We start from the raw sequence: 22,815 nt of genomic DNA on the forward strand, positions 1-22,815 counted from the left end.
ACAATAATAACTCTTGGTTTCATCATTGGAAGATCCCAGCGTCTTAGTTCGCAAACTGACTCGGAAAAATCGCCGTTTAGAGTCCTTGCTGAAAAAATACAAACAAAACTCGCACTTGCAGCATGCCTTGATCCAATTATCAGAGCAGGCCAGTACGGTTGCGGAGTTGACGCTGCTGTACCCCGCGATTCACAACATATTAGAGCAATATCTACCCAGTAAAAGCTTTTATGTCGTATTACAGAACCAGTTCACTCAGGGTCTGGAACTGTCTTATTTTGTTGATGAAAAAGATGGCATCTCAGTGCCATTGCACGAGGCAAATCACTTTAGCCAGGGGATCACCGGTTACGTCTTTAAAAATCGACAAACCTTGTATCTTAAGCGCCAACAAATGGAGCAAATGAGTGCTCAGGGTCTGTTTAAAGCACTGGGAACCCAAGCTGAGCATTGGGTGGGCGTGCCTATTTTCCGAGAAAAAACCATCATAGGTGTGATGGTCTCGCAAAATTACTCTTCGGATCAGTTTTACAGCGAACAACAAGTCGAGCTGCTCGAAGTCATGTCTTTATATCTGGCAACGGCAATTGAGCGCGTTAAAAAACGCGAGCTGCTAGAATCCGAGGTAAAAATTCGAACCCGAGCTCTGATGCAGAGTAATGAGGCACTTAATACCGAAATTGAGCAACGTAAACGGGCGCTGGAACGACAGCAGATCCTGTTTAAGATAGCAGAGCTGGCCACCCAGTTCAGTGATATCGACGATGTTTACCAGCAAGTCCACCAGATCATGCGTTCCATTACTTTTGCCGATAACCTCTTTATTGCGCTGCATGACAAAGAATCTAACTGGCTAACTTTCCCGTACAGCGTAGACGAGATGACAGACTACAAACCTCGTCCGTTTGCCAATGGCTATAGTGAGCTAGTGATCACCACTGAGCGCAGTCAGCTGATCGACACCAAGCGAGCTCAGGTCCTGATAGACAATGAAATCGTCAAACGGCCCAACAATTATCAGCTAAAGAACGCAGCCACCAGTTGGCTTGGCGCCCCCCTGAAAACGGCAAAAGGGGTTATAGGGCTGATTGCTTGTCAGGCCTATAACCATGAGTACGAATATAATCATGAAGATGTTGAATTAATTTCATTTGTCTCGAATCAGATTGCCTCGGTTTTACAAACCCATTTGGCCAATCAGGCCCTCAAAGCCAGTAATCTGGAGCTGGAACATCGGGTGGCTGAAAAAACCAAAGAACTGCGTCAGACTAATTTGCATTTACAGATGCAAATTGAGGAAAGAAAGAAAATTGAGCAGCAGCTTTATCATGATGCCCATCATGATCCGCTGACCACGTTACCAAACCGTTTGCTGTTTCTCACTCAGCTCGAGAAAACCTTACAAAAATACCAGCGTTACCCGGAAAATAATTTTGCCGTTTTATTTATCGATCTCGATAAATTTAAAGACATCAACGATGAACTCGGCCACCAGGCTGGCGACCAGTTTTTAATCTGGGTCAGTAAAGCATTTGCCGAGTGTATTCGTGAACACGACTTGCTGGCACGACTGGCGGGAGATGAGTTTGTGATCCTGCTGGATCATCTGAGCGATCGCCAACAGGCCGAAGACGTCGCCAAGCGTCTGATCAGGGTAATGCAGCAGCCTTTCTGTATGAAGGGTGTATGCATGCAAAGTGGCGCCAGTATTGGTATTACCTATAGCAACAAAGATTACAAAAATACCGACGAAATTATTCGCGATGCCGACGCAGCCATGTACTATGCCAAAAATGCAGGCCGGGGACGGTACGAGTTTTATCACCCGCTACTCAGCGCGGCCAGCACGCAAAGTAAGCAAACCGAGTATCACCATCTCAGTGCACTGCCAGTTCACTTCCGCAGTACCGAGATCGTTAGTATGGCCAATCATGGTCAGCAAATCGTCATGCTGGAAGCGTTTGGCGAACACCCTGTTCTGGGCAGTACCAGCTTCGATATCCTTAAAAAGTTTGCTGCTGCTAAAGATGAGCAACTAAAAATTGAAATGCAGCTGCTTACTCAAGCGCTTGAGCAGGCCAGCAGTATTGCCAAAAACAGTGACATCGATGTGTTATTTGCCTGTTCCTGTGCCATTTTAGAAAGCGCCACATTTAGTGAGCTGAAACAACTTCTGAGCCCCAGAGCCAGTAACTTATGCTTGTTATTTGATGAAAATGAGATCCGCTATGCCTCAAGTATGCAGCTCGAAAATCTCAAGGAGCTGTGTAGCCTGGGCATTGCGGTTGGACTCAACGATTTTGCCAAAGATCGCTGCGATCTGGCGCTGGTCAGTCATATTGATTTTAAATATCTGCTACTCAGTTCAACATTCAGCAAACGTGTTTTACAGCAAAATAGCTATGATGTGCAGCTACAAGGGATCCTGGCGGTTACCGCATTGAAATCGATTCAGGTTATTGCTAAAGGCCCGGCGATCCTGAACTTCAGAAGCCTGCTGGAGCGCCACGGGCTCAGTTTGTTTTTTGGTAAGCAGCAAAGCTTGACTGGTGCCAGCCAGAACGAAACCCGTTCCGCTCACGAGTCGTTACCGCTTTAACATGGCCCGAAGATTTGCCACTCGGGCCTGACCTTTCTCCATACGCTCGGCCTGTGACTGCACGGGCTTTTTACCCTCACTTTGAATGTCATCCTGCGGCATTTCCTGCACAAAGCGACTGAGTTCCGGGGTGATCTGCTCACCGAACTGACGACGGCTCCTGGCATACGTCATGGTCAATGTCTGCTGTGCACGAGTTACGCCTACATAGGCCAGACGACGTTCCTCCTCCACATTGTCTTCGTCGATGCTGGTCTGGTGTGGCAATAAGCCTTCTTCCATACCGACCATAAAGACGTGGGGATATTCCAGTCCTTTCGAGGCATGTAAGGTCAGCAGTTGCACTGCATCGCTGTCGTCTTCTTCTTCGTTACGCTCAAGCATGTCTCGTAAAGTTAGCTTACTGACCACCTCAGGTAAGGTCATGGGTGGATTGTCGGCATCGCCCGTGAGCATGTCGCTGATCCAGCGATACAGTTCAGACACGTTCTTCATGCGCATTTCGGCGGCTTTGGCGCTGGGCGACGACTCATACAAATAGGCTTCGTAATTAATCTCCCGCACCATGTCCTTCACGGCTTCCAGGGTATCTCCGCGGGTTGCCCTGTCACTCAGCTCCACCACCCAGCGGGCAAACCCCATCAGGGCGTTCAGACCACGGCCACTAAGGCGCTGCGGCAGCTCAGGTTCAAAACAGGCAGCAAACAAACTGATATGTTTATCATTGGCCAGGCTACCCAGCTTTTCTAATGTCACCGGTCCGATCTCACGGCGCGGGGTGTTTACAATCCGCAAGAAGGCATTGTCGTCGTCCTGATTCACCAACAGACGCAAATACGCCATGATATCCTTAATCTCACTGCGGGCGAAAAATGACATTCCGCCACTGATCTTATACGGAATACGGTTGGCCATCAGGGCTTTTTCGAATACCCGGGCCTGGTGGTTACCCCGATACAAAATGGCGTAATCTTTGTAACTGGTACGCTTCATAAACTTATGGGAGATGATCTCCGCCACCACCCGCTCGGCTTCATGCTCTTCATCGCGAGTTGGGATCAGCCGCAGTGGATCCCCATACCCCAGCTCACTGAATAGTTTTTTATCGAACTCATGGGGGTTATTGGCGATCAGAATGTTCGCCGCCTTAAGGATCCGTCCGGCACTGCGATAGTTTTGTTCCAGCTTAATCAAACGCAGCCCCGGAAAATCTTTGCTCAGCAGCACCAGATTTTGTGGCTTTGCGCCACGCCAAGAATAGATGGACTGGTCGTCATCCCCAACCACGGTAAAGCGGGCACGTTCGCCCACCAACAATTTTACCAGCTGATACTGGCTGGTGTTGGTATCCTGATATTCATCCACCAGCAGGTAGCGAAAACGCGCCTGCCAGCGCTCGCGCACTTCGACTGAGCTGTTTAATAACAAGGTTGGGATCATGATCAGATCGTCAAAGTCCAGCGCATTATAGGCTCTGAGCTGGGTCTGATAACGCGCATAAAGCTGGGCAAACAGTGCTTTTTGCGCTTCACCGGCTTCGCGAATGGCGCGCTCGGGCTGGATCAGTTCATTTTTCCAGTTGCCAATTTGCATTTTCAGCAGATTGAGCAGATCTTTGTCACGATCCAGCTCTTTTTCGGTCAGTTCGGCCAGCAGCTGATGCGTATCCTGATCGTCAAACAAGGAAAAACCGGGCTTGTAACCCAGCGTTTTTACTTCTTTTTTGATGATCTCCAGTCCCAGTGTGTGGAAAGTGGATACCCATAACCCTTTGGCTTCTTGCTTACCCAGCGTCTGCGATACCCGTTCACGCATCTCCTTGGCGGCTTTATTGGTAAAAGTCACCGCCGCAATGTTACGTGCTTTGTACTCACATTTCTGCACCAGATAGGCAATTTTATTGGTGATCACCCGGGTTTTACCTGAGCCGGCTCCGGCCAGTACCAGACAGGGTCCGCTGATATACTTAACGGCTTCGTCTTGTTTCGGGTTCAGTTTCATAATCTGTGATCACCTTTAGTCAATAAGCTGCTAAGTTTACCGTAATGCTCAAGTGGATCCCAAGCGCTTTTAACCGGTGACCGCTTTAGGTAAGATAGAGACAATAATCAAGCTTAGAGGCCAGCCCATGATCAACCCAGCAAAAATTGAAGAAATCGCCAAGCAGATCTCCAGTAACATGCCACAAGGTGTAAAAAATCTGGCAGATACCTTTGAAAGCAAAACCAAACAAGCCATTCAAAATAAATTGGCAGAAATGGATTTTGTCAGTCGTGAAGAATTTGATATTCAGAGTAAAGTGCTGATCAAAACCCGTGAAAAGCTGACAGAGCTGGAGGCCAAAGTGGCTGAACTGGAAGCTAAACTGGCTACTCAGAATAACGACCAGCCAGAGCAGTAATATCTACAGCTGGTATCGCTTAGCAAGGTCTACCAGGGCCCGCTCGTAGTGCGCTGCCAGTTGCTCTTCATACTCAATCTGCGTGTTGAGCTCCTTCAGCAATCCATCTGCCAGACCATACACCCAGCCATGAATGGTTAGTTTCTGCCCTCGTGCCCAGGCATCTTGTACCACATTGGTTCGACACACATTGCGCACCTGTTCGATCACATTGAGCTCACACAGGGCATCGCAACGCTGATCAGGGTGGATCTCATTGAGCATCGCCTGATGCATTTCTTTGACATCACCAACATGGCGCAGCCAGTTATCGATCAGACCCAAGCGCGCATCTTCCAGCGCAGCGCGAACACCGCCACACCCATAATGCCCCACAATCAGTACATGCTCTACTTTTAATACCTCAATGGCATACTGCATCACAGATAAGCAATTATGGTCGGTATGCACCACCACATTGGCCACATTGCGATGAACAAATAGATCCCCCGGCATTAAGTCGACAATCTGATTGGCGGGTACCCGAGAGTCGGAGCAGCCAATCCACAGATAATTGGGGTTCTGCTGCATCGACAGCTTGGCAAAAAACTCCGGGTTGTTGGTCTGAGTCTGTTTCGCCCACTGGCGATTGTTGTTGAGCAAGTGTTGCAGCTGGCTGTCAGACTGACACATGGCTTTTCCTTATTCTACTGATTGACACCGCGTAGCCTGAATTAAGATATTTCTTGGTGTCAGTGATTTATGACAAAATTCTGAGAGACTGACATCATACCCGGCCTGTTCAAGATATAATACCCTGTCGAGCACCAGCCACAGTTCTATCGCGCGGCGAAAGGCATGGCGTACCAGCTCGATACGCTCTGTGATGCGCTGACGTGCACGCCCTTGCGCCAGGTAATGGTCAGCATCAAAGTGTGCCGGTAAGTCTAGCTGTTTTTGGTCTGCCGCCCAGTGACAGAAATCAACAAACGACCCGGAAAAAATCGCCTTATTTACAGAGGGCACACTCAGATATTGAGTATCACCTGTCACATCACGACGCAGCGCATCAAAGGCCAGTCGCCACTGCACCTCCCGCTTGCGCACCTTAGCCACTCGACCCGGCGCGGTGACCGTTTCCTGCAACGCCAACTTCATGTCACTGTGTGACAAACTGAGTATGCTCTGTGCGGCAGCATCGCTCATCGCCTGGTAGGCAGGTTCAGTAAACAGATGATAACAACAGGGTGACAGGCTGATCTGCTCACACCCTGCGGCGCAGGCCTGTGCCATAAAAGTTTGATGCAAACGACCACACGCATGCAGCGCAACCGCCTGTTGTTGTGGTTTAAAATAATGCTCGATGGGGTCTTTAAGTACGTCGGCACAATGAAAGGTCATGGCCAGACCTTGTTGTTGTGCACTGTGTTGCCCCTGCTGACACAAGGCAGCCTGCAACTCCACGCTGTCAACATGCACAGCACCCTGATATGCCAGCAGGCGCCCTAAATGGCCTTTGCCTGCACACCATTCAAGGACAGGTAATTTTGTCTGGGCTATCTGACCGACAAAGTCTTGTAACTGCGTCAGCTTACGACCTTTGATGCCATTGCTGAGCCAGAAGGGAAACTCTGGCCGACTCGCTGGCTCCAGTGTCAGTGCCGTCAGTGTTGGTAGCTTGGACAACCCAGAAATGTACGGCGCCAGAAACGACAACAACGCTGCCGGCTCTTGGTCCAGTGCCGTCACTTCCTCGTCACTCAGCGACAGCAACGTACTTTTGAGTTCAGGCCAGGGAATATCAGTATGATCGAAAGCCAGCAACTGCCAGTACTGACGGGAGTCCGCAAGCAGAGCATCCAGGGCTAAAAACTGAGAATGAAAGGAACTGCGCATACAAGTCACCGGCACCGAACAAAACAAAGGGCGCTCATTGTATGCGCTCGCGCCCCGCGCGCAAAGCACTGACCGTCATTTTAGGGTAAAACGCCGATGGCGGAAAAAAATCAGGTGTATGTACATGGGCACACAAATCACTGTCACTATCACCGCTAAGGTCAACATCCACGACCAGCTGGTTTCTTCCTGATCCGGCTCGGTATATATAAACTGATGCTTTTGTTCGTGAAACAGAGCAAGATCGAGTCGGTAGAGCTGCGCAATCCACAACCAGCGAGCCTGCGACATTGCGCCCAGTGCAATCCCGGGGGCTTTAATAAAAGGCATCAGTTTGTCGGCCTCATTGGCCAACGCTTCAATACTCTTACCCGTTGCATACGCCGTCTTTGTCACTGCAAGCGCTTCGTCCGGGTTACTCATAGCATAGCGCCAACCCTGCAAAGAAGCCCGACGAAAGCGCGCCACGGTGTCAGGTCGGTAGTTCAGCACATCTTCAGAGGTAAACAAGATATCGGCATACACATTCAGACCAAAGTGTTTTGGGCAGATCTGCCGTGTCGCCACGCCTTGCTGCGCAAGTTTATAGGGTTCATTTGAAATATAAACCTGCAAGGCATCAAAGCGCCCGGCAATAAAGTCTTTTATGGGCTCTAACCCGGCATAGAGTGGCAACTGAGTCACGTCAATCCCGGCGCGTTCCAGCATGACAACCAGTTCAGCCCCCTCGACCCTACCCAAATGACTGATTTTTTTTCCTACAAAATCTTTGGGTACATAAATGTCGCTCTCGGCGCGAACCATCCAGCAATAGGGAGAAGACTGAAACACCGCTGCCAGTGCAACCAAAGGCTTGCCCCTCAGACGTTGCTGTAAAATACCTGAGTGCGTTACACCAAACTGTGCCTGTCCCGACAAGACTTTAAATTGCTCATCCGGGTTATCCGGATCGGCTGCTACGATTTTGACATTCAGCCCCTGCTGGCGATAGAAGCCTTTTTTTTCTGCCATATAGTAACCAGCAAACTGGAACTGATGGGTCCATTTAAGTTGTAGCGTCACGTCTTCCAGTGCGGCGAGCATATCACACCACAGCAGCAAGACTGCCAACACTAAAGGGGAATAACTCATTGTGATATGCGCCCGGAGCCTGCCTTGTTACAACTATAGAAGGCACCGGACGGATTGCAATACTAGCTGACGCGACGGTCTGCCTGTGGGATATCGTGCTGAAGATACTGTTTAAAACACGGATTATCTGTTTCTTCCTGATACTGGTAACCCAAACGTTGCAGGTGCTCATCAAAGCACACACTGTCCTGCGCACCCAGTTCAAACGCCGCCAGTACATTACCCTGCGCTGCACCATGGTTACGATAATGAAATAGCGTGATGTTCCAGTTGCTGCCAAGGGTATCTAAAAAGCGCGCCAGTGCACCGGGATATTCAGGAAACTCAAATCGAAACAACCGTTCGCTCAGGGCCACGGGCGGTTTACCCCCAACCATATAACGAATATGCAGCTTCGCCAGTTCATTATCAGACAAATCAGTAAACTGATAATTCGCTTCACTCAGGCTGGTTTTAAGCTCCTGTAACTCCTGCTCACCACCGCGTAAACCGACCCCCGCAAAGATCTGTGCGGTGTCGCCACCGGCGTAACGATAGTTGAACTCAGTGATTGCCCGGCCAGACAAAGTGTGACAAAAGCGTTTAAAGCTGCCTTTGGATTCCTCTATGGTCACACCCAGCAACGCTTCACTGCGTGCACCCAGTGCCGTGCGCTCAGCAATATACCGTAAGCGGTCAAAATTCAGATTCGCGCCGGATAGCACCGCAGCCAGTGTTAAGCCCCGCTCGTCGCGCTCCTGACACCACTTTTTAAGCCCGGCCGTGGCCAGTGCCCCGGAAGGCTCAGCGATGGCGCGGGTTTCAACGAAAATATCCTGTACCGCCGCGCAAATTTCGTCTGCGCTGACCGTGACCACGTCATCACAAAACTGCTCGGCCAGACGAAAAGTCTCACTGCCAATGCGTTTCACCGCCACACCATCAGCAAAGCTGCCGACTCGCTCCAGCTCCACCGGCCGCCCGGCTTCCAGTGCCGCTTTCAGACAGGCACTTTCCTCGGCTTCAACACCCACCACGCGGATCTCGGGGCGCAACGATTTAATGTATACGGCCATACCGGCCAGTAAGCCTCCGCCCCCAACGGGCACGAATACCACATCCAACTGATGCAGCTGTTGCATCAGCTCGCGTGCAACGGTCCCCTGGCCTATGATCACGTCTTTATCATCAAATGGTGGTACAAACACACCGCCTTCCGATTTACATAAAGACTGAGCGTACTCCTGCGCGGCATCAAAATGATGACCATACAAGACCACTTCTCCTCCCTGGCTGCGTACCGCATTGACTTTTATCTCTGGTGTCGTCACCGGCATCACTATGATGGCTCGATGACCCAAATGAGCGGCGCTTAACGCCACCCCCTGAGCATGATTGCCGGCTGAGGCCGTCACGACCAGACTATTTGCGGGCAGCTTGCTCAGCTTGTGATATGCACCACGTAATTTAAACGAATAAACCGGTTGTTGATCTTCGCGCTTGAGCCAGATCTGATGTCCGAGCCGGGCGGAAAGCCCGCTCAGCTCACTGACCTCGGTCTCCCGGACCAGTGGCGATACATTGGCCTGCACAACAGCACGAAAATAATCGAGCTCTTTTGCCACCATAATTAACTCAATGCCTCCAGCTTCTCGAAATCGCGTACCGCACCTTTGTCTGCACTGGTCGCCAGCAGGGCATAGGCCTTCAGAGCGGGGCTCACATAACGCTGACGATCCAGCGGCTTATAAGCCATTTTCCCACGGCCGTCTTGCTGTTCTTTACGTGCTTGCAGCTGCTGTTCATCCAGTAGCACGTCAATGCTGCGTGCAGGAATATCAATGCGGATCATATCGCCGTTTTCCACCAACGCCAGCGCACCGCCACTTGCGGCTTCTGGTGAGGCATGGCCAATCGACAAGCCAGACGTGCCACCAGAGAAGCGGCCATCGGTTAACAAGGCACAGTCTTTATCCAGCCCCATAGATTTGAGGTAGCTGGTCGGATACAGCATTTCCTGCATACCCGGCCCACCTTTGGGGCCTTCGTAGCGGATCACTACTACATCACCTTTTTTCACCTTGCCACCGAGGATCCCCTCTACGGCATCATCCTGAGATTCAAACACCACAGCTGGGCCTTCAAAGCACAGCATGTCATCATCCACCCCGGCACTTTTCACGATACAGCCATCCAGCGCCAGGTTGCCGGTCAGCACCGCCAGACCACCGTCCTGACGAAACGCGTGTTCAACACTGCGAATGCAGCCGCCCTCACGATCCAGATCCAGCTCATCCCAGCGACACTCCTGACTCATAGCTTGTGTGGTGCGTACGCCAGCGGGACCTGCACGATAGAAGGTTTGCGCACGCTCATTACTCGGATCGGTGGCATCCCAACGTTTAATGACCTCGCCAAGGGTGCCACCTGCCACATGGCCTACTGCTAAATCGAGTTTGTCGGCTTTGGCCAGTTCATTCAGAATCGCCATGATGCCACCGGCGCGGTGGACGTCTTCAATATGATATTGCTGAGTTGCCGGTGCCACCTTACATAAGAAAGGCGTGGTACGAGATAAGCGATCGATGTCGGCCATATCAAATTCGACCCCACCTTCGATGGCTGCCGCGAGCAAATGCAGCACGGTATTAGACGAGCCCCCCATGGCAATATCCAGGGTCATGGCATTGGTAAACGCAGCCTGGTTAGCAATGTTACGCGGCAGTGCAGCCTCATTGTCTTTGCCATAATAATCTTCGCACAACGCCATGATGCGCTTTGCGGCCCCTTCATATAAAAAACGGCGATCGGCATGGGTGGCCAGGGTAGTACCATTACCCGGTAATGCCAGGCCCAGTGCCTCTAATAAACAGTTCATAGAGTTGGCGGTAAACATGCCTGAGCAGGAACCACAGGTTGGGCAGGCCGAGCGCTCTACCTGCTCGGAGTCTTCGTCGCTGACACTGGGGTCTGCGCCTTTGACCATGGCATCAACCAGGTCGAGTTTGATGTCGATGTCGGCGAGGCGCGTTTTGCCCGCTTCCATCGGCCCACCCGAGACAAAGATCACCGGGATATTCAACCGCAGCGCCGCCAGCAGCATGCCTGGGGTGATTTTGTCGCAGTTTGAAATACACACCATGGCATCGGCGCAGTGGGCATTAACCATGTATTCTACCGAATCGGCGATGAGATCCCTTGATGGCAAAGAATACAACATGCCACCATGGCCCATCGCTATGCCATCATCGATGGCAATGGTATTAAATTCGCGCGGCACACCACCGGCATCCCGGATGGCATCGGCCATCAACTCGCTGAGTTGGTTGAGGTGCACGTGCCCGGGCACAAACTGGGTATACGAGTTCACCACCGCCACGATGGGCTTATGAAAATCACTGTCGGTCATGCCCGTGGCGCGCCAGAGTGCACGAGCGCCTGCTTGTTGTCTGCCTTCAGTGGTTGTTTTGCTGCGTAACTTTGCCATGTTGACCCCTTTTCCAGTTTGCGCTGCCTGGCTGGCAACGGCTTTCCTCATTCCAAAAAATGTTTGCCGGATCAGCCGATCCGGCGTGTATTTATTAACAGTGCCTGAGCCTATTCGTTTACGTAGTCCAGCCAGCCTTGTGGATCGTCACTTTGCCCTTTCACCAGATCAAAGTACGCCTGTTGTAACTCTGCGGTGATAGGTCCGCGTTTACCATCACCCACCTGAATTTGATCAACGCTACGAACAGGCACGACTTCGGCAGCGGTGCCCACCATAAAGAATTCATCCGCCAGATACAGACCTTCGCGGGCGATAGGCTCTTCTCTGACCTCATAGCCTCGGGCTCTGGCCAGGTGCATAATGGTGTCACGGGTTAAACCAGGCAAAATGCTCGCTGTCGCTGGCGGGGTATAGATGATGCCCTTGCGGATCACAAAAAGGTTCTCACCGGCGCCTTCACTCAGATAGCCGTTGACATCCAATGCAATGCCTTCAACATAGCCGTGACGTTTAGCTTCTGCCGTTATGAGCTGGGAAGACAAATAGTTACCGCCCGCTTTAGCTGCAGTTGGCATAGTATTGGGTGCAAGACGCTGCCAGGAGGAAACACATGCGTCCACACCATTCTCTAAACTGCCTTCGCCCAGGTAAGCGCCCCACTCCATTGCCGCAACAGTCACTTCCGCGCGGTGTGATTTCGGGTGTACACCCAGACCAACGTGGCCTAGAAAGGCAAAAGGACGCAGGTAAGCATTGGTGAAACCATTTTTAGCTACCGCGTCTTTACACGCCTGCATGATCTCTTCTTGAGTGTAAGGGATCTCGATGCGATAAATTTTGGCCGAATCAAATAAACGCTGAATATGATCCTTGAGACGGAAAATAGCCGGACCCTTTGGCGTATCGTACGCGCGGATCCCTTCAAATACGGAGCTTCCATAATGTATGGCATGACTGAGCACGTGCGTGGTAGCTTGCTCATAAGGGATTAGTTCGCCATTATGCCAAATGTATTGTGAAGTTTGTGTCATTGTTTAAAACCTTATTTATTATATTGCCTGCTGTAGTGTGTGCAGATCGACTGACTGCACTTCAACCAGCTTATTTAATTGTGACGTCAATAGATAGATGGGTTTGTCACTATCTACCGTCATTTTGACGTGAAATAACTCTTCGTGGCCCTGAAGCTCCAATTGTGTCAGCCGAAACCCGCGATGACGGGCTACGCGCAAAAAACGCTCGACTGCGATGGCCTGGTTGTTTACCGCTACGGTGAGTTGATGTTTCATGGTGTTCGCTCCGTCAAAGGAAGTAAGTAAAATTAATCTTGCTGTTGCGATTGCGTCAGCATTTCATGGTTTGCAGCGCCCGGCGGTACTAATGGCCAGACATTTTCTTTGTCGTCGATGCAGGCATGCAATATATAAGGGCCCGTTGAAGCCAGCAGCGCATCGACCGCTCCATCGACCTCATCCGCGCGGGTGATGGTCTGTCCCGGAATACCGAACACCGCAGCCAGCTGGACAAAATCCGGGTTATCCGACAGATTGGTCTCACTGTAGCGGCCATCAAAAAAGAGCTGCTGCCACTGGCGTACCATGCCCAGGCGCTGGTTATCGAGAATGACAATTTTGACCGGTAAGTTATTGCGTCGTATGGTCGCCAGCTCCTGTATATTCATCATGATAGAGCCATCGCCGGATACCGTTATCACCATGTCTTCAGGACGAGCAACCTGAGCACCTATGGCAGCCGGTAAACCAAACCCCATGGTGCCTGCGCCGCCACTACTCAGGTGATTACTTGGATGGCTGAATCGCATATGTTGTGCCACCCACATCTGGTGTTGACCCACATCACAACACACCACCCCCGTATCCGGCATCAAACGGCTTAAGCGGTTCAGCAGATAAGGAGCATATACCTTGTCACCAGGGTAGTCATAACGCCATGCATGTTGCTCAGCCAGCGCACTGATATGGGCACGCCAAGATGCAGGAGCTACCTCCCCTTGTAATAGCGGCAATGACACTTTCAAATCAGCAATCAGTGAAGCAGCCACAGGTTTACGCTTACCCACTTCAGCCGGGTCGATGTCCAGGTGGATCACTTTGGCCGCAGCGGCAAACTTCGCCAGATTGCCCGTTACCCGATCGTCAAAGCGCGCGCCAATACAAACCAGCAAATCACACTCCTGCACTGCCAGGTTTGCAGCCTGACCACCATGCATGCCCAACATCCCCAGATCGTATGCATACTCAGGCTTCACGCTGCCCAACGCTTTGAGTGTCGACACCGCTGGCATCTGTGTACGTTGCAAAAAAGCCATTAGCTCGGCCTGTGCATCTGCACTGTGAACGCCTCCGCCCACATAAGCCACCGGCTTTTTCGCCTGCGCCAAAAGCGCATTGGCTTTGTCCAGCTCAAAACTCGACAATGGCGTTGGCTGATACGCTTCGGCTTGCCAGGCAGTCACAGGAACCTGGGCCTGCTGAATGTCTTTCGGAATATCCACCAACACCGGACCTGGGCGGCCTGACTGCGCAATATGCATGGCCTGCTGCAGCACTTCTGCCAAATCTTCACCGCGTTCAACCATGAAACTGTGCTTAGTACAGGATAGCGACATACCCAGTACATCAACCTCCTGAAAGGCATCAGAACCAATCGCGGCAGTAGGCACCTGACCGGTGATAGCCAGTAGCGGTACCGAGTCCATCATGGCATCGGCCAGAGCAGTCACCAGATTGGTTGCGCCTGGGCCTGATGTCGCAAAACAGACGCCCAGCTTACCTGTGCTTCTGGCGTAGCCAACCGCTGCAAACCCGGCGCCTTGTTCATGGCGAGTCAGATAATGCTTCAGTGGCGCACCGTATAGCGCATCGTAAATCGGCATGATGGCTCCACCCGGATACCCGAATACCGAACTCACCCCTTGTTTTACCAACATGTCTATTACCAATTGTGCGCCTGTCATTGTTTTGCCTATTGCCCTTTGTCTTTGAATTTGGCCCTAAAACGAAAAAGCCCCCCGAACTTCTCAGTGCGGGGGGCTTTTTGCTAATACTTTTTAAACAGCACTAACCAGCCCCCGCGGTAATAATAATCACCACGTTGATAATCACGACTAGTAGAGAAACTGTTTTCATCATGTCACTGCTCTTTTAATAAAACCGAATACGTTGCACGCGCTCGAAGCGCTCCTGTGTGCTCTTTTTTTATTAGTAACCCGTGAGCGGCTAACAAGTCAACCCTCAAAACTATGCTAATTAGAGAGTGTTCTCGAGTTGATTTTGAAAATAAATCTAAAATACCGAACTTTTGAGAATAAAAAATGCCAATTTAAAAACTCACCTCACCTTAAAGCCAAAGAGAGTATTTTTTCTCACACGATTCATCCTTACGCGTAACAACATTAAATTTTTATGATTTACTCCGGGAATTGATTATGATGTACCCACTTTAATCGTATTCGGAGGGAGCCATGCCCCATCTTACTCGCCTGACCCTGCTGTTCTTTGTGCTCGTTGTCTCACTACTCAGTCACCCTGTCACAGCAAAACCAGCTCTGTGGAGTGTGGAAAAAAACGGCGTTACCTCTTATTTATTTGGTACCGTTCATGTTGGTGACGCGTCTATGGAGGGGTTAGATAAACGCCTCAAAATAGCCATAGCCAACAGCCAAACTGTGGTGGTCGAGCTAAACACCAAAGCCATCACCGCAGCACAGCTACAGCGCAGAACTTTGCCATTCATGCTGCTTGAACAAGGGCAGACACTAAGAACCAATTTGACACCCGAAACCTACAAACAAGTTGAGCAGTATTTATCAGCACGTGACATCAAGATAGAGCTGTTCAATCATTATCAACCCTGGTTTGTGATGCTCACTATTTTACAACTGGAGTACACCAAAGCAGGCTTCGGTGAAGAATTTGGCATTGACGGGCAAGTCATAGAGTATGCAACTCAGCTCAACAAGCCAATCATGGAGTTGGAAAGTCTTGAGCAACAGCTCACCATATTCACTGCGCTAAGCACGCAAAGTGACGCCATGATAGTCGACACACTCAAGCAGGTTAAAGACTTTGACCACTACTTCACCAAGATGCTCACGGCATGGAAAAAAGGCGATTATCAACAGCTTAATGAGTTTTATGATATGAGCTTTGATGACACTCAGTACGGCCAACAGGCAGAGCAAGTCATGCTTATTCAGCGTAACAATGCCTGGGTGCAAACGCTCACACCCAAGCTCGTCAACAACGCCCACTTTATTGCTGTCGGTGCACTACACTTGCCCCAGGAACATGGCTTGATCAGTCAATTCCAAAACCAAGGTTTCAAGGTGCAACGCATCTATTAACCATCTGAAAAGCGACTTTTTTGAGTCGCTTTTAAACCTTTGGGCTTTCGTGTGCGTCACACAGATATCAATACGACACCAACAAAGGACAACAGGATGAGAAGCAATCTGATCACTGCCGCACTACTGATACTGAGCGCAACAACTCAGGCTAATGAAACACGCACGTTAACCCATTCCTTCGACATAGCTGACAGCTCAGAGCTGGAAATTCAGTTTCCGATAGGCAAGCTGAAAACGATGAGTCATTCAGGTAAAACGATCGATGTAACCATTGAACTGGAGCCCGCCGAACACGATATAGACTGGTTGCCAGACGCATTGGCTGACGTACAGTTAGACAGCCGCCGCGAGGGGGATGACCTGAACCTGAGCATCAATAATAAGTATGTAAAACAAAGCTGGATAGTTAAAGTCCCAGACTCAATGGAGCTGGATATCGAGATTGACGTAGGTAACGTCAAACTCCTCGGTTTGCGCAATGACGCAGATGTTGAAATTGGCGTTGGCAATGTCAATATTGAGACTGCGGCTGGCGATTTTCGTCGGGTACGCTTCGATGCCGGCGTAGGGAAAACGCGCTTATCTGACATGCCAGGAGAGGTTGATACCGAGCGCAACATGGTAGGTGAAACGCTGCGTTATCGCGGTAAAGGCGAGCACAGCATTGATGTTGAAGTCGGTGTTGGCAACATCACTTTGCGCCGTTAGCAGACAAGATTTTAATCAGAGCCCGCTCCAGGGCATCCTGCTCCACTGGCTTAAACAAATAATCGGTCGCGCCCAGCTGCATGGCCGATTTAATTGCCTGCTCAGAGGTATTGGCCGTCAGCACCAGAATAGGAGTCGACAGTGCCAGCGTCTGACGAATTTCTTTTATTGCTTTAAACCCATCCATGATCGGCATATTCAGATCCATCAGAATGACATCGAAAGACTGATGAGCCAGTACCTCAATTGCTTGTCCACCGTGGCTGGCATGGATACTGGTTAACTCCAGACTCTCAAGCATTTTTTCGATGATTTTGGCATTCAGCAGATTATCCTCAACCAGTAAGACTTTGCAGCGGGTAATACCGTGCACCTGCTCTGGCTCAGGGAGGCGCTTCAGGGGTACACTCAATGACGCTTTGGTGCCATGAGGCTGACGGGCAACAAACGTTAACTCACCAGACATAATTGCCAATAGTAAATTGCAGCGTGCCAGACCCAGTTGTAAACCCTGGAAGTGGTGTCTGTCTGAGTTATTTTCTGAGGGAGGCGCATTCACACGCGCCATATTAAAGCCAGGCCCGCTGTCTTCTACTTCACAATAAAAGCGCCAATTTAACTCGTCCTCTTCACAATTAACCGGCTCAACCCACGCCGTCAAACTCACTATGCCCTGGTCGGTAAATTTTACCGCGTTGTCAAGCAACTGGCCTATAACCCAGCTCAAACGTTCGTGATCACATTCAAAAATTTTCTCGGCGTGACTGCTCACGTGATAGCTAAAATCCAATCCTTTTTCTTTTGCCAGTAGACGATAAGTGGCGATGGATTGCCCCAGCGTATCAGTTAAGCGCGCCGGATGAAAATTGAGTTCAGGTTGCTGTTCGTCAGACAATCGATTGTAATCTTCCACAGAGGCGATCAGGGCTTTCAATTGCTGTGCCGCCTTATTGGCCTGCGCCAGATACCCTTCACGCTGAGACTCCTGATATAAGTGTAAATATCCCAGTACCGCCTGCAAAGGCGTGCGTAATTCATGGCTGGCGCGGGCCAGGAACATAGCCCGGCTTTGGTTGGCATGTTCTGCTTTCAGACGCGTTTGCTGTAAGCGCTCGATTGCGCTGGCAATACTGCGCTCCATTGGAAAAAAGATCCACTTGATCTCAGCAATAAGCAACGTCAGCCCCACCAACCACATCAGTAATTGCAGATTTCTCAGTTTCTCGATCTTCTGGTTGGCTGATTGTTCGAACAACAACACAGCATGATCTAAATCTTGCAGCAGCAACTGAGAGCGGGTATGGATCTCCTGGATCTGGTCCGGGCTAGGTTGCTCAGCGGTGCTTGAAAGCAAAGATAAATACTGATTTAACTGGGTGTTCAAATCCCCAGGCTGCTCAAAATACCAGGCAGACAGTTCGGCGTTCAGATGCACAAAATCCTCGCCATCACGCATAGTCAAAAAGTCGTGGTTACTTTGTAGCAGCTGCAACGCGTTGCTCAAAGCCTGAAGGTCAGCAGCAACATTGCGCTCACGCATAATGATCACATATTCCAAATGCAACGCCGCTTTTTGCGATAGCATGCGCTGCATACCAGCAACATTGATCACCCTGGCAGCCTGCTTTTGCTGGTCCAGTAAATACAGGGTCAGGCCGGTTGTCATGGTCAGTAACAGCAACATAATAACCAGCGCCACCAGGTATTTCAGGCGATAGCGTGTAACCAGATTGTTCAAATCATCCCTCCACTTGCCAGTCGATTCGTCCAGACTCCTGACTCATTCCCAGTTTAGATTAAATTTCAAACTTTTGCCGACGGCGACTTGACACCCAGACGGCCAAAATGTTTCAATGCGCCCGTACCCTATTTTATCCAGACGGCCATACATACAAGATGTATGGGTGTCTTAGGGCTGGAAGAGGTGCGTTATTCAGGTATTTGAGTGGAGGAGAGCAAACTCCCGAGAAACTCAAAGAGGGGAATTAACGCCGAGAAGTATTGTGTTTTGCTTACACTGTGCTTCGGGCGACTGGGCTGAATCCCAGCGACTGTCACCAACACATTTGGTGGAGAGCTTCTGGTCTTAGAAACAATATGGCCAGCGGCCTATTCTTTTTAAGTCCATTGCTCTTCGAATTTTAAACGGTTCGGAGCGGGACACTTCCCTGACTACCGGACCAGCAAGAAGTTCGGTAGAGATGAAATCACACACTTTGCAACCTGAACAGTTATCTGACTACCCGTTATGGACGGCTTTAGTTACGCCTTTTGATGCGTACGATCAGGTCGATTACCACAGCTTAGAGCAACTCGTTGCGCAGCAAGTCGAAGCAAACAATGGCATCTTGCTGTTGGGAAGCACCGGTGAGGGATTAGCCCTGACCCTTGCTGAACAACGAAAAATCGTTGAGTTTGTTTGTGCGTTGGAGCCACAAGTACCCATTATGGTTGCAGTTGGCGGCATCAACCTGTCAGCCCAGCTAGAGTGGGTTGAGTTTTGCAATACACAAAACATTGATGCCCTGCTACTGGGCTCCCCACTCTATGCCAAGCCCGGCGTAGTTGGCCAGACTCAGTGGTTCGATGCGCTACTGTGCGCCACTTCACTGCCATGTATGTTATACAACGTTCCTGGTCGCAGTGCCGTTGCCATTGCCCCTGAAGTGCTGACTAATCTGGCACATCATGACAATTTGTGGGCACTCAAAGAAGCCAGCGGTGACATTGCCACGTTTGAATCCTTCCGCCGTGCGCTGCCAAAACTGGCAATTTACAGCGGTGACGATGCTTTGCTTCCCTACTTTGCCCAGGCCGGTGCCGCCGGTTTGGTTTCTGTGGCAGCCAACGCCTGGCCTTCTCAAACCGCAGAGTTTGTGCGCCGCACACTCAGTGGCACCAGCCCTAACCTGTTTACCATCTGGGCCGACGCCATTAGCAGTCTGTTTACCGTTGCAAACCCCATCCCGGTTAAAACGCTCATGCATCTGCAAGGTAATTTGGCCACGCCTCACCTCAGGCCGCCACTGACGCATCTGGAACTAACCAATAATGCGGCTCTGAGCGCCGCCAACGAACAGATTTTATCCTGGAATTAAGAGAATCCCTATGACCTGGTCAACACTTTTAGATAATTTAGAAAATGGCTCACAACGTGCGGCAACCCAAGACGAACAAGGCAACTGGCATGCTAACGTCGAAGTAAAAGAAGGTATCCTGGCGGCATTTCGTGCGGGTCAGAACACCGAGTATCCAGGTGGCTTTGTAGACAAAGACAACCTGGCACCGCGTGGTTTCTCAGCCGGTGATGCGGTACGTATGGTCCCCGGAGGCAGTAGCGTACGCCGCGGTGCTTATGTCGCACCCGGCACCATTATTATGCCACCCGCTTATGTCAATATCGGTGCCTATATAGACAGTGGCACTATGGTCGACAGTCATGCATTGGTTGGCTCCTGTGCTCAAATAGGAAAGAACGTTCACCTCAGCGCCGCCGTACAGATCGGTGGAGTATTAGAGCCAGTCGGTGCCAGCCCGGTTGTTGTCGAAGACGATGCCTTCATTGGCGCGGGATGCGTACTGGTTGAGGGCGTAGTCGTGAAACAAGGCGCTGTGTTGGCACCTGGTGTTCGCTTGTCTGCCAGCATTCCGGTGTACGACTGTGTTAATGAGCGTACGCTGGACAAAGGCGAAGCCATTCCTCCGTTTGCCATTGTGATCCCAGGCTCACGCCCGGCTTCCAGTGACTGGGCCAAAGCCCAGGGGCTGAGCATGTCCTGCGCCTTGATAGTGAAATATCGTGACGAACAAAGTGATGCATCATTAGAACTCGAAGAGGTGCTTCGCTAATGTTGGCCTTGAGTACGCCTTTGCGCGAGCAACTTAATGCGCTGTGCACAGAGCAGGACAACTGTGACCTGGCAACGCCCTTTTTTGTCTATGATCTCGATGCGCTGCACGCCCATGTAAGCCGCCTTACCACCCAAGATGTGGTGAAACTCTGGTACGCGGTCAAAGCCAACCCTCTCTCCAGTGTGCTTAACACGCTAGACAAAGCAGGGTTCAACTTTGACGTTGCCAGCCGTGGCGAGCTTACACAAGTGCTGTCACAGGACATCGCAGCTGAGCGCGTACTCAACACCGGGCCGGCCAAGTCGCCAGCCCAGATCCAACATTTCCTCGATGCTGGCGTCACCACCTTTGTGGCTGAAAGCCTAAACCAGGTGCGCTGGTTAAACGATGCGGCACAACAACACCAAAAAACCTTAACTGTGTTGCTGCGTGTGCAATTGCGCTGGCCAGCAGGCGACAAAAACCCGCTTGGTGGCGACAGCCTGACCCCGTTTGGACTCGGATGTGAACAGTGGCAGCAACTCACGTTGAGCGACTATCCTGCACTGGACTTTGCGGGTCTGCATATTTTCCAGTGGGGCAATATGCTGGATGCGGCAAAGCTGGCCAGCTTATGGCAGCAAATGGTGCCGCCTCTGATGGCATTAAGTAAGCAACTAGGCATGACGCTGAGGATCCTCGATCTGGGCGGCGGATTAGGCGTGCCTTATGAACCGGAGCAGCAACCGCTTGACTGGGATCAGATTATCGACAGCCTGGCCGTCATCAAGGCCGAAGCAGGCGTGCAGGAGCTGTGGATGGAGTTGGGTCGCTATGCGGTCGCGCACTGTGGCTACTATCTGAACCCGGTTGTAGAGCAAAAAGAAAACTATGACGAACATCAGCTGATCCTTGCCGGCGGTATCAATCACCTGCTACGCCCGGCGGTAACCGGTCAGGCTTTTCCGGTCCAGGCACTGCGCGCATCTGCTGCCGCTGATCGCCAGTATCATTTGCATGGTCCCTTGTGTACCGCGCTGGATCACCTCGGGGCTCACCCCCTACCTGAGGACCTCGGGTATGGCGACTGGCTGATATTTGGCCAGTGTGGTGCTTATGGCTTTACCGAGAGTATGCCTTACTTTCTGTGCCATGAACTGCCGGCTGAATACGTCTTTAAGCAGGGCCAGTTGTACTGCATTCGTCAAAGCGAGCACGCCGACTATTATCTGAGGTAATCATGAACACAATTACACAGCAACATATCCAGGTTGGGGAAATTGCCAATGGTCTGCCATTGACCATTCCCGTATACCGCCTGCAGGGCGATGGCACAGGGCCAAACGTATACATCCAGGCAAATATGCATGGCGCTGAGGTGCAGGGTAATGCCGTGATCTATGCACTGCTGGAGCAACTGAAACATCTGACACTGGCCGGTGACATTACTCTGGTACCTTATGCCAACCCGATTGGCTGTAACCAGAAATCCGGTGAGTTTACGCTCGGGCGCTTTGACCCTATTACCGGGGTAAACTGGAACCGCATGTACTATGACCACAGTGCACAGGTGCAAACTTGTCTTGCAAAGTACAGCCAGGCCCCCGATGCAACGCTGATTGCGGCCTTTCGCGAACAACTATGCAAAGCAACCGATGCCTTACTTGATGCACCCGCACATACACTGAATACAGGCAAGCGAATTGCACTGACACTGCAAAAATTAGCCCATCAGGCAGACATTGTCTTGGATCTGCACACAGGTCCCATTTCGGCAAAGCACTTATATTGCCCAGAGTATGCTAAAGACAGCGCACGCTATTTTGATATTCCTCATGTACTGCTGATCCCCAATGAATTCGATGGGGCAATGGATGAAGCCAGCTTCTGTCCCTGGTGGCAGCTAAGTGATGCGCTAAAAGAACAAGGTCGTGACCTGCCCGTCCCCGTAGAAGCATTTACAGTTGAGCTGGGCTCTCAGGAAAAAATTGATCTCGATGAAGCCGTACATGATGCCAATAGCATCCTCAGTTACCTGACTCACAAAGAAGTGATAGCAGATGGCAACCATCAACCAAGAGACATCAAACGTTACGCCTGCGCACTCAAAGATTACCTGACTTATTACGCCCCCATGGGCGGCATGGTGGAGTATAAAGCGCAGCTTGGTGGGCACATTAAAGCAGGAGAGTGTATTGCGCGGATTTTGCGTATGGAGCAATACTTATCCGAAATGCCCCTGCACAGCCTGACATTGACACAAGATGCTATTGCGATACTGCATTTCGCTTCGGCCAGTGTTAATCAGGGCACTGAGTTATATAAATTTTTTACTAACTACTATGAACTGTAGTGGGGTCCTGCAGATAGGTCAGTACTCAGTTCGCGTAACGCACAAAACGAAGCAACGATTGCGTGAGAGTAGGTGAGCA

The 22,815-nt window shown here is 50.8% G+C and carries 18 protein-coding genes and 1 riboswitch; of the genes, 8 read left to right on the forward strand and 10 right to left on the reverse strand.

Translation table 11 applies throughout. The features are described 5' to 3' along the window. Nucleotides 1–25: 25 nt before the first annotated feature. Nucleotides 26–2,599 carry a sensor domain-containing diguanylate cyclase gene (locus tag ACXAH1_RS01415; RefSeq protein ID WP_475193194.1) on the forward strand — a complete coding sequence of 858 codons (2,574 nt, stop codon included), beginning with the start codon at nt 26–28 and terminating at the stop codon, nt 2,597–2,599. Here ACXAH1_RS01415 and rep read toward each other — a convergent pair. After that, entirely contained in the window at nt 2,588–4,600 is a 2,013-nt protein-coding gene (gene rep, locus ACXAH1_RS01420) for a DNA helicase Rep (protein ID WP_054014906.1), read from the reverse strand. The genes ACXAH1_RS01415 and rep overlap by 12 nt on opposite strands. Nucleotides 4,601–4,727: 127 nt before the next feature. On the opposite strand from rep, the gene ubiK reads away from it, so the two are divergent. Continuing rightward, nucleotides 4,728–5,000, forward strand: coding sequence for a ubiquinone biosynthesis accessory factor UbiK (gene ubiK, locus ACXAH1_RS01425; protein WP_054014907.1), 273 nt, complete (start codon nt 4,728–4,730; stop codon nt 4,998–5,000). A 3-nt stretch (nt 5,001–5,003) separates the two neighbouring features. On the opposite strand, the gene can is transcribed toward ubiK, so the two are convergent. The 8 genes from can to ilvG form a co-directional block, all read right to left on the reverse strand. Further along, the gene (gene can, locus ACXAH1_RS01430) at nt 5,004–5,672 is read right to left on the reverse strand and encodes a carbonate dehydratase (protein WP_138545212.1); all 669 of its coding nucleotides are present in this window, start codon (nt 5,670–5,672) and stop codon (nt 5,004–5,006) included. A 9-nt stretch (nt 5,673–5,681) separates the two neighbouring features. Then, the gene (locus ACXAH1_RS01435) at nt 5,682–6,875 is read right to left on the reverse strand and encodes a methyltransferase (RefSeq protein ID WP_475193196.1); all 1,194 of its coding nucleotides are present in this window, start codon (nt 6,873–6,875) and stop codon (nt 5,682–5,684) included. Nucleotides 6,876–6,950: 75 nt separating this feature from the next. Next, nucleotides 6,951–8,006, reverse strand: coding sequence for an ABC transporter substrate-binding protein (locus ACXAH1_RS01440; RefSeq protein WP_475193199.1), 1,056 nt, complete (start codon nt 8,004–8,006; stop codon nt 6,951–6,953). 62 nt (nt 8,007–8,068) lie between these two features. After that, nucleotides 8,069–9,613, reverse strand: a complete 1,545-nt coding sequence (gene ilvA / locus ACXAH1_RS01445; RefSeq protein WP_475193203.1) for a threonine ammonia-lyase, biosynthetic — start codon at nt 9,611–9,613, stop codon at nt 8,069–8,071. A gap of 2 nt (nt 9,614–9,615) precedes the next feature. After that, on the reverse strand, nt 9,616–11,472 hold the full coding sequence (gene ilvD, locus ACXAH1_RS01450) for a dihydroxy-acid dehydratase (protein WP_475193204.1): 1,857 nt from the start codon (nt 11,470–11,472) through the stop codon (nt 9,616–9,618). 110 nt (nt 11,473–11,582) lie between these two features. Beyond that, nucleotides 11,583–12,506, reverse strand: coding sequence for a branched-chain amino acid transaminase (locus ACXAH1_RS01455; RefSeq protein ID WP_054014913.1), 924 nt, complete (start codon nt 12,504–12,506; stop codon nt 11,583–11,585). Nucleotides 12,507–12,524: 18 nt separating this feature from the next. Next, nucleotides 12,525–12,764, reverse strand: a complete 240-nt coding sequence (gene ilvM / locus ACXAH1_RS01460; RefSeq protein ID WP_010383772.1) for an acetolactate synthase 2 small subunit — start codon at nt 12,762–12,764, stop codon at nt 12,525–12,527. Nucleotides 12,765–12,796: 32 nt separating this feature from the next. Then, the gene (gene ilvG / locus ACXAH1_RS01465; RefSeq protein WP_475193207.1) at nt 12,797–14,452 is read right to left on the reverse strand and encodes an acetolactate synthase 2 catalytic subunit; all 1,656 of its coding nucleotides are present in this window, start codon (nt 14,450–14,452) and stop codon (nt 12,797–12,799) included. Between the two features lie 507 nt (nt 14,453–14,959). Between ilvG and ACXAH1_RS01470 the strand changes: the two genes are divergently transcribed. Both ACXAH1_RS01470 and ACXAH1_RS01475 read left to right on the forward strand, forming a co-directional pair. Continuing rightward, entirely contained in the window at nt 14,960–15,841 is an 882-nt protein-coding gene (locus ACXAH1_RS01470) for a TraB/GumN family protein (protein ID WP_475193209.1), read from the forward strand. A 96-nt stretch (nt 15,842–15,937) separates the two neighbouring features. Continuing rightward, nucleotides 15,938–16,552, forward strand: a complete 615-nt coding sequence (locus tag ACXAH1_RS01475; protein WP_475193212.1) for a hypothetical protein — start codon at nt 15,938–15,940, stop codon at nt 16,550–16,552. Here ACXAH1_RS01475 and ACXAH1_RS01480 read toward each other — a convergent pair. Next, the gene (locus ACXAH1_RS01480) at nt 16,536–18,290 is read right to left on the reverse strand and encodes a response regulator (RefSeq protein ID WP_475193213.1); all 1,755 of its coding nucleotides are present in this window, start codon (nt 18,288–18,290) and stop codon (nt 16,536–16,538) included. The genes ACXAH1_RS01475 and ACXAH1_RS01480 overlap by 17 nt on opposite strands. A gap of 173 nt (nt 18,291–18,463) precedes the next feature. Further along, a riboswitch (Lysine riboswitch) is annotated at nt 18,464–18,640 on the forward strand. A gap of 113 nt (nt 18,641–18,753) precedes the next feature. On the opposite strand from ACXAH1_RS01480, the gene dapA reads away from it, so the two are divergent. Genes dapA through ACXAH1_RS01500 form a run of 4 tightly spaced genes read left to right on the forward strand, consistent with a single transcriptional unit; the run spans nt 18,754 to nt 22,736 of the window. Then, nucleotides 18,754–19,650, forward strand: coding sequence for a 4-hydroxy-tetrahydrodipicolinate synthase (gene dapA / locus ACXAH1_RS01485; protein WP_475193214.1), 897 nt, complete (start codon nt 18,754–18,756; stop codon nt 19,648–19,650). Between the two features lie 10 nt (nt 19,651–19,660). After that, nucleotides 19,661–20,401 (forward strand): 2,3,4,5-tetrahydropyridine-2,6-dicarboxylate N-succinyltransferase, encoded by a 741-nt coding sequence (locus ACXAH1_RS01490; RefSeq protein ID WP_138550849.1) that lies wholly within the window; start codon nt 19,661–19,663, stop codon nt 20,399–20,401. Beyond that, nucleotides 20,401–21,621: a PLP-dependent decarboxylase gene (locus ACXAH1_RS01495; RefSeq protein WP_475193216.1), complete on the forward strand. Its 1,221-nt coding sequence runs from the start codon at nt 20,401–20,403 to the stop codon at nt 21,619–21,621. Before ACXAH1_RS01490 ends, ACXAH1_RS01495 begins: the two co-directional genes overlap by 1 nt. A gap of 2 nt (nt 21,622–21,623) precedes the next feature. Next, nucleotides 21,624–22,736: a succinylglutamate desuccinylase/aspartoacylase family protein gene (locus ACXAH1_RS01500; RefSeq protein WP_475193218.1), complete on the forward strand. Its 1,113-nt coding sequence runs from the start codon at nt 21,624–21,626 to the stop codon at nt 22,734–22,736. Nucleotides 22,737–22,815 lie beyond the last annotated feature (79 nt).

It is taken from the genome of Pseudoalteromonas sp. AWH4_217 (assembly GCF_056161105.1).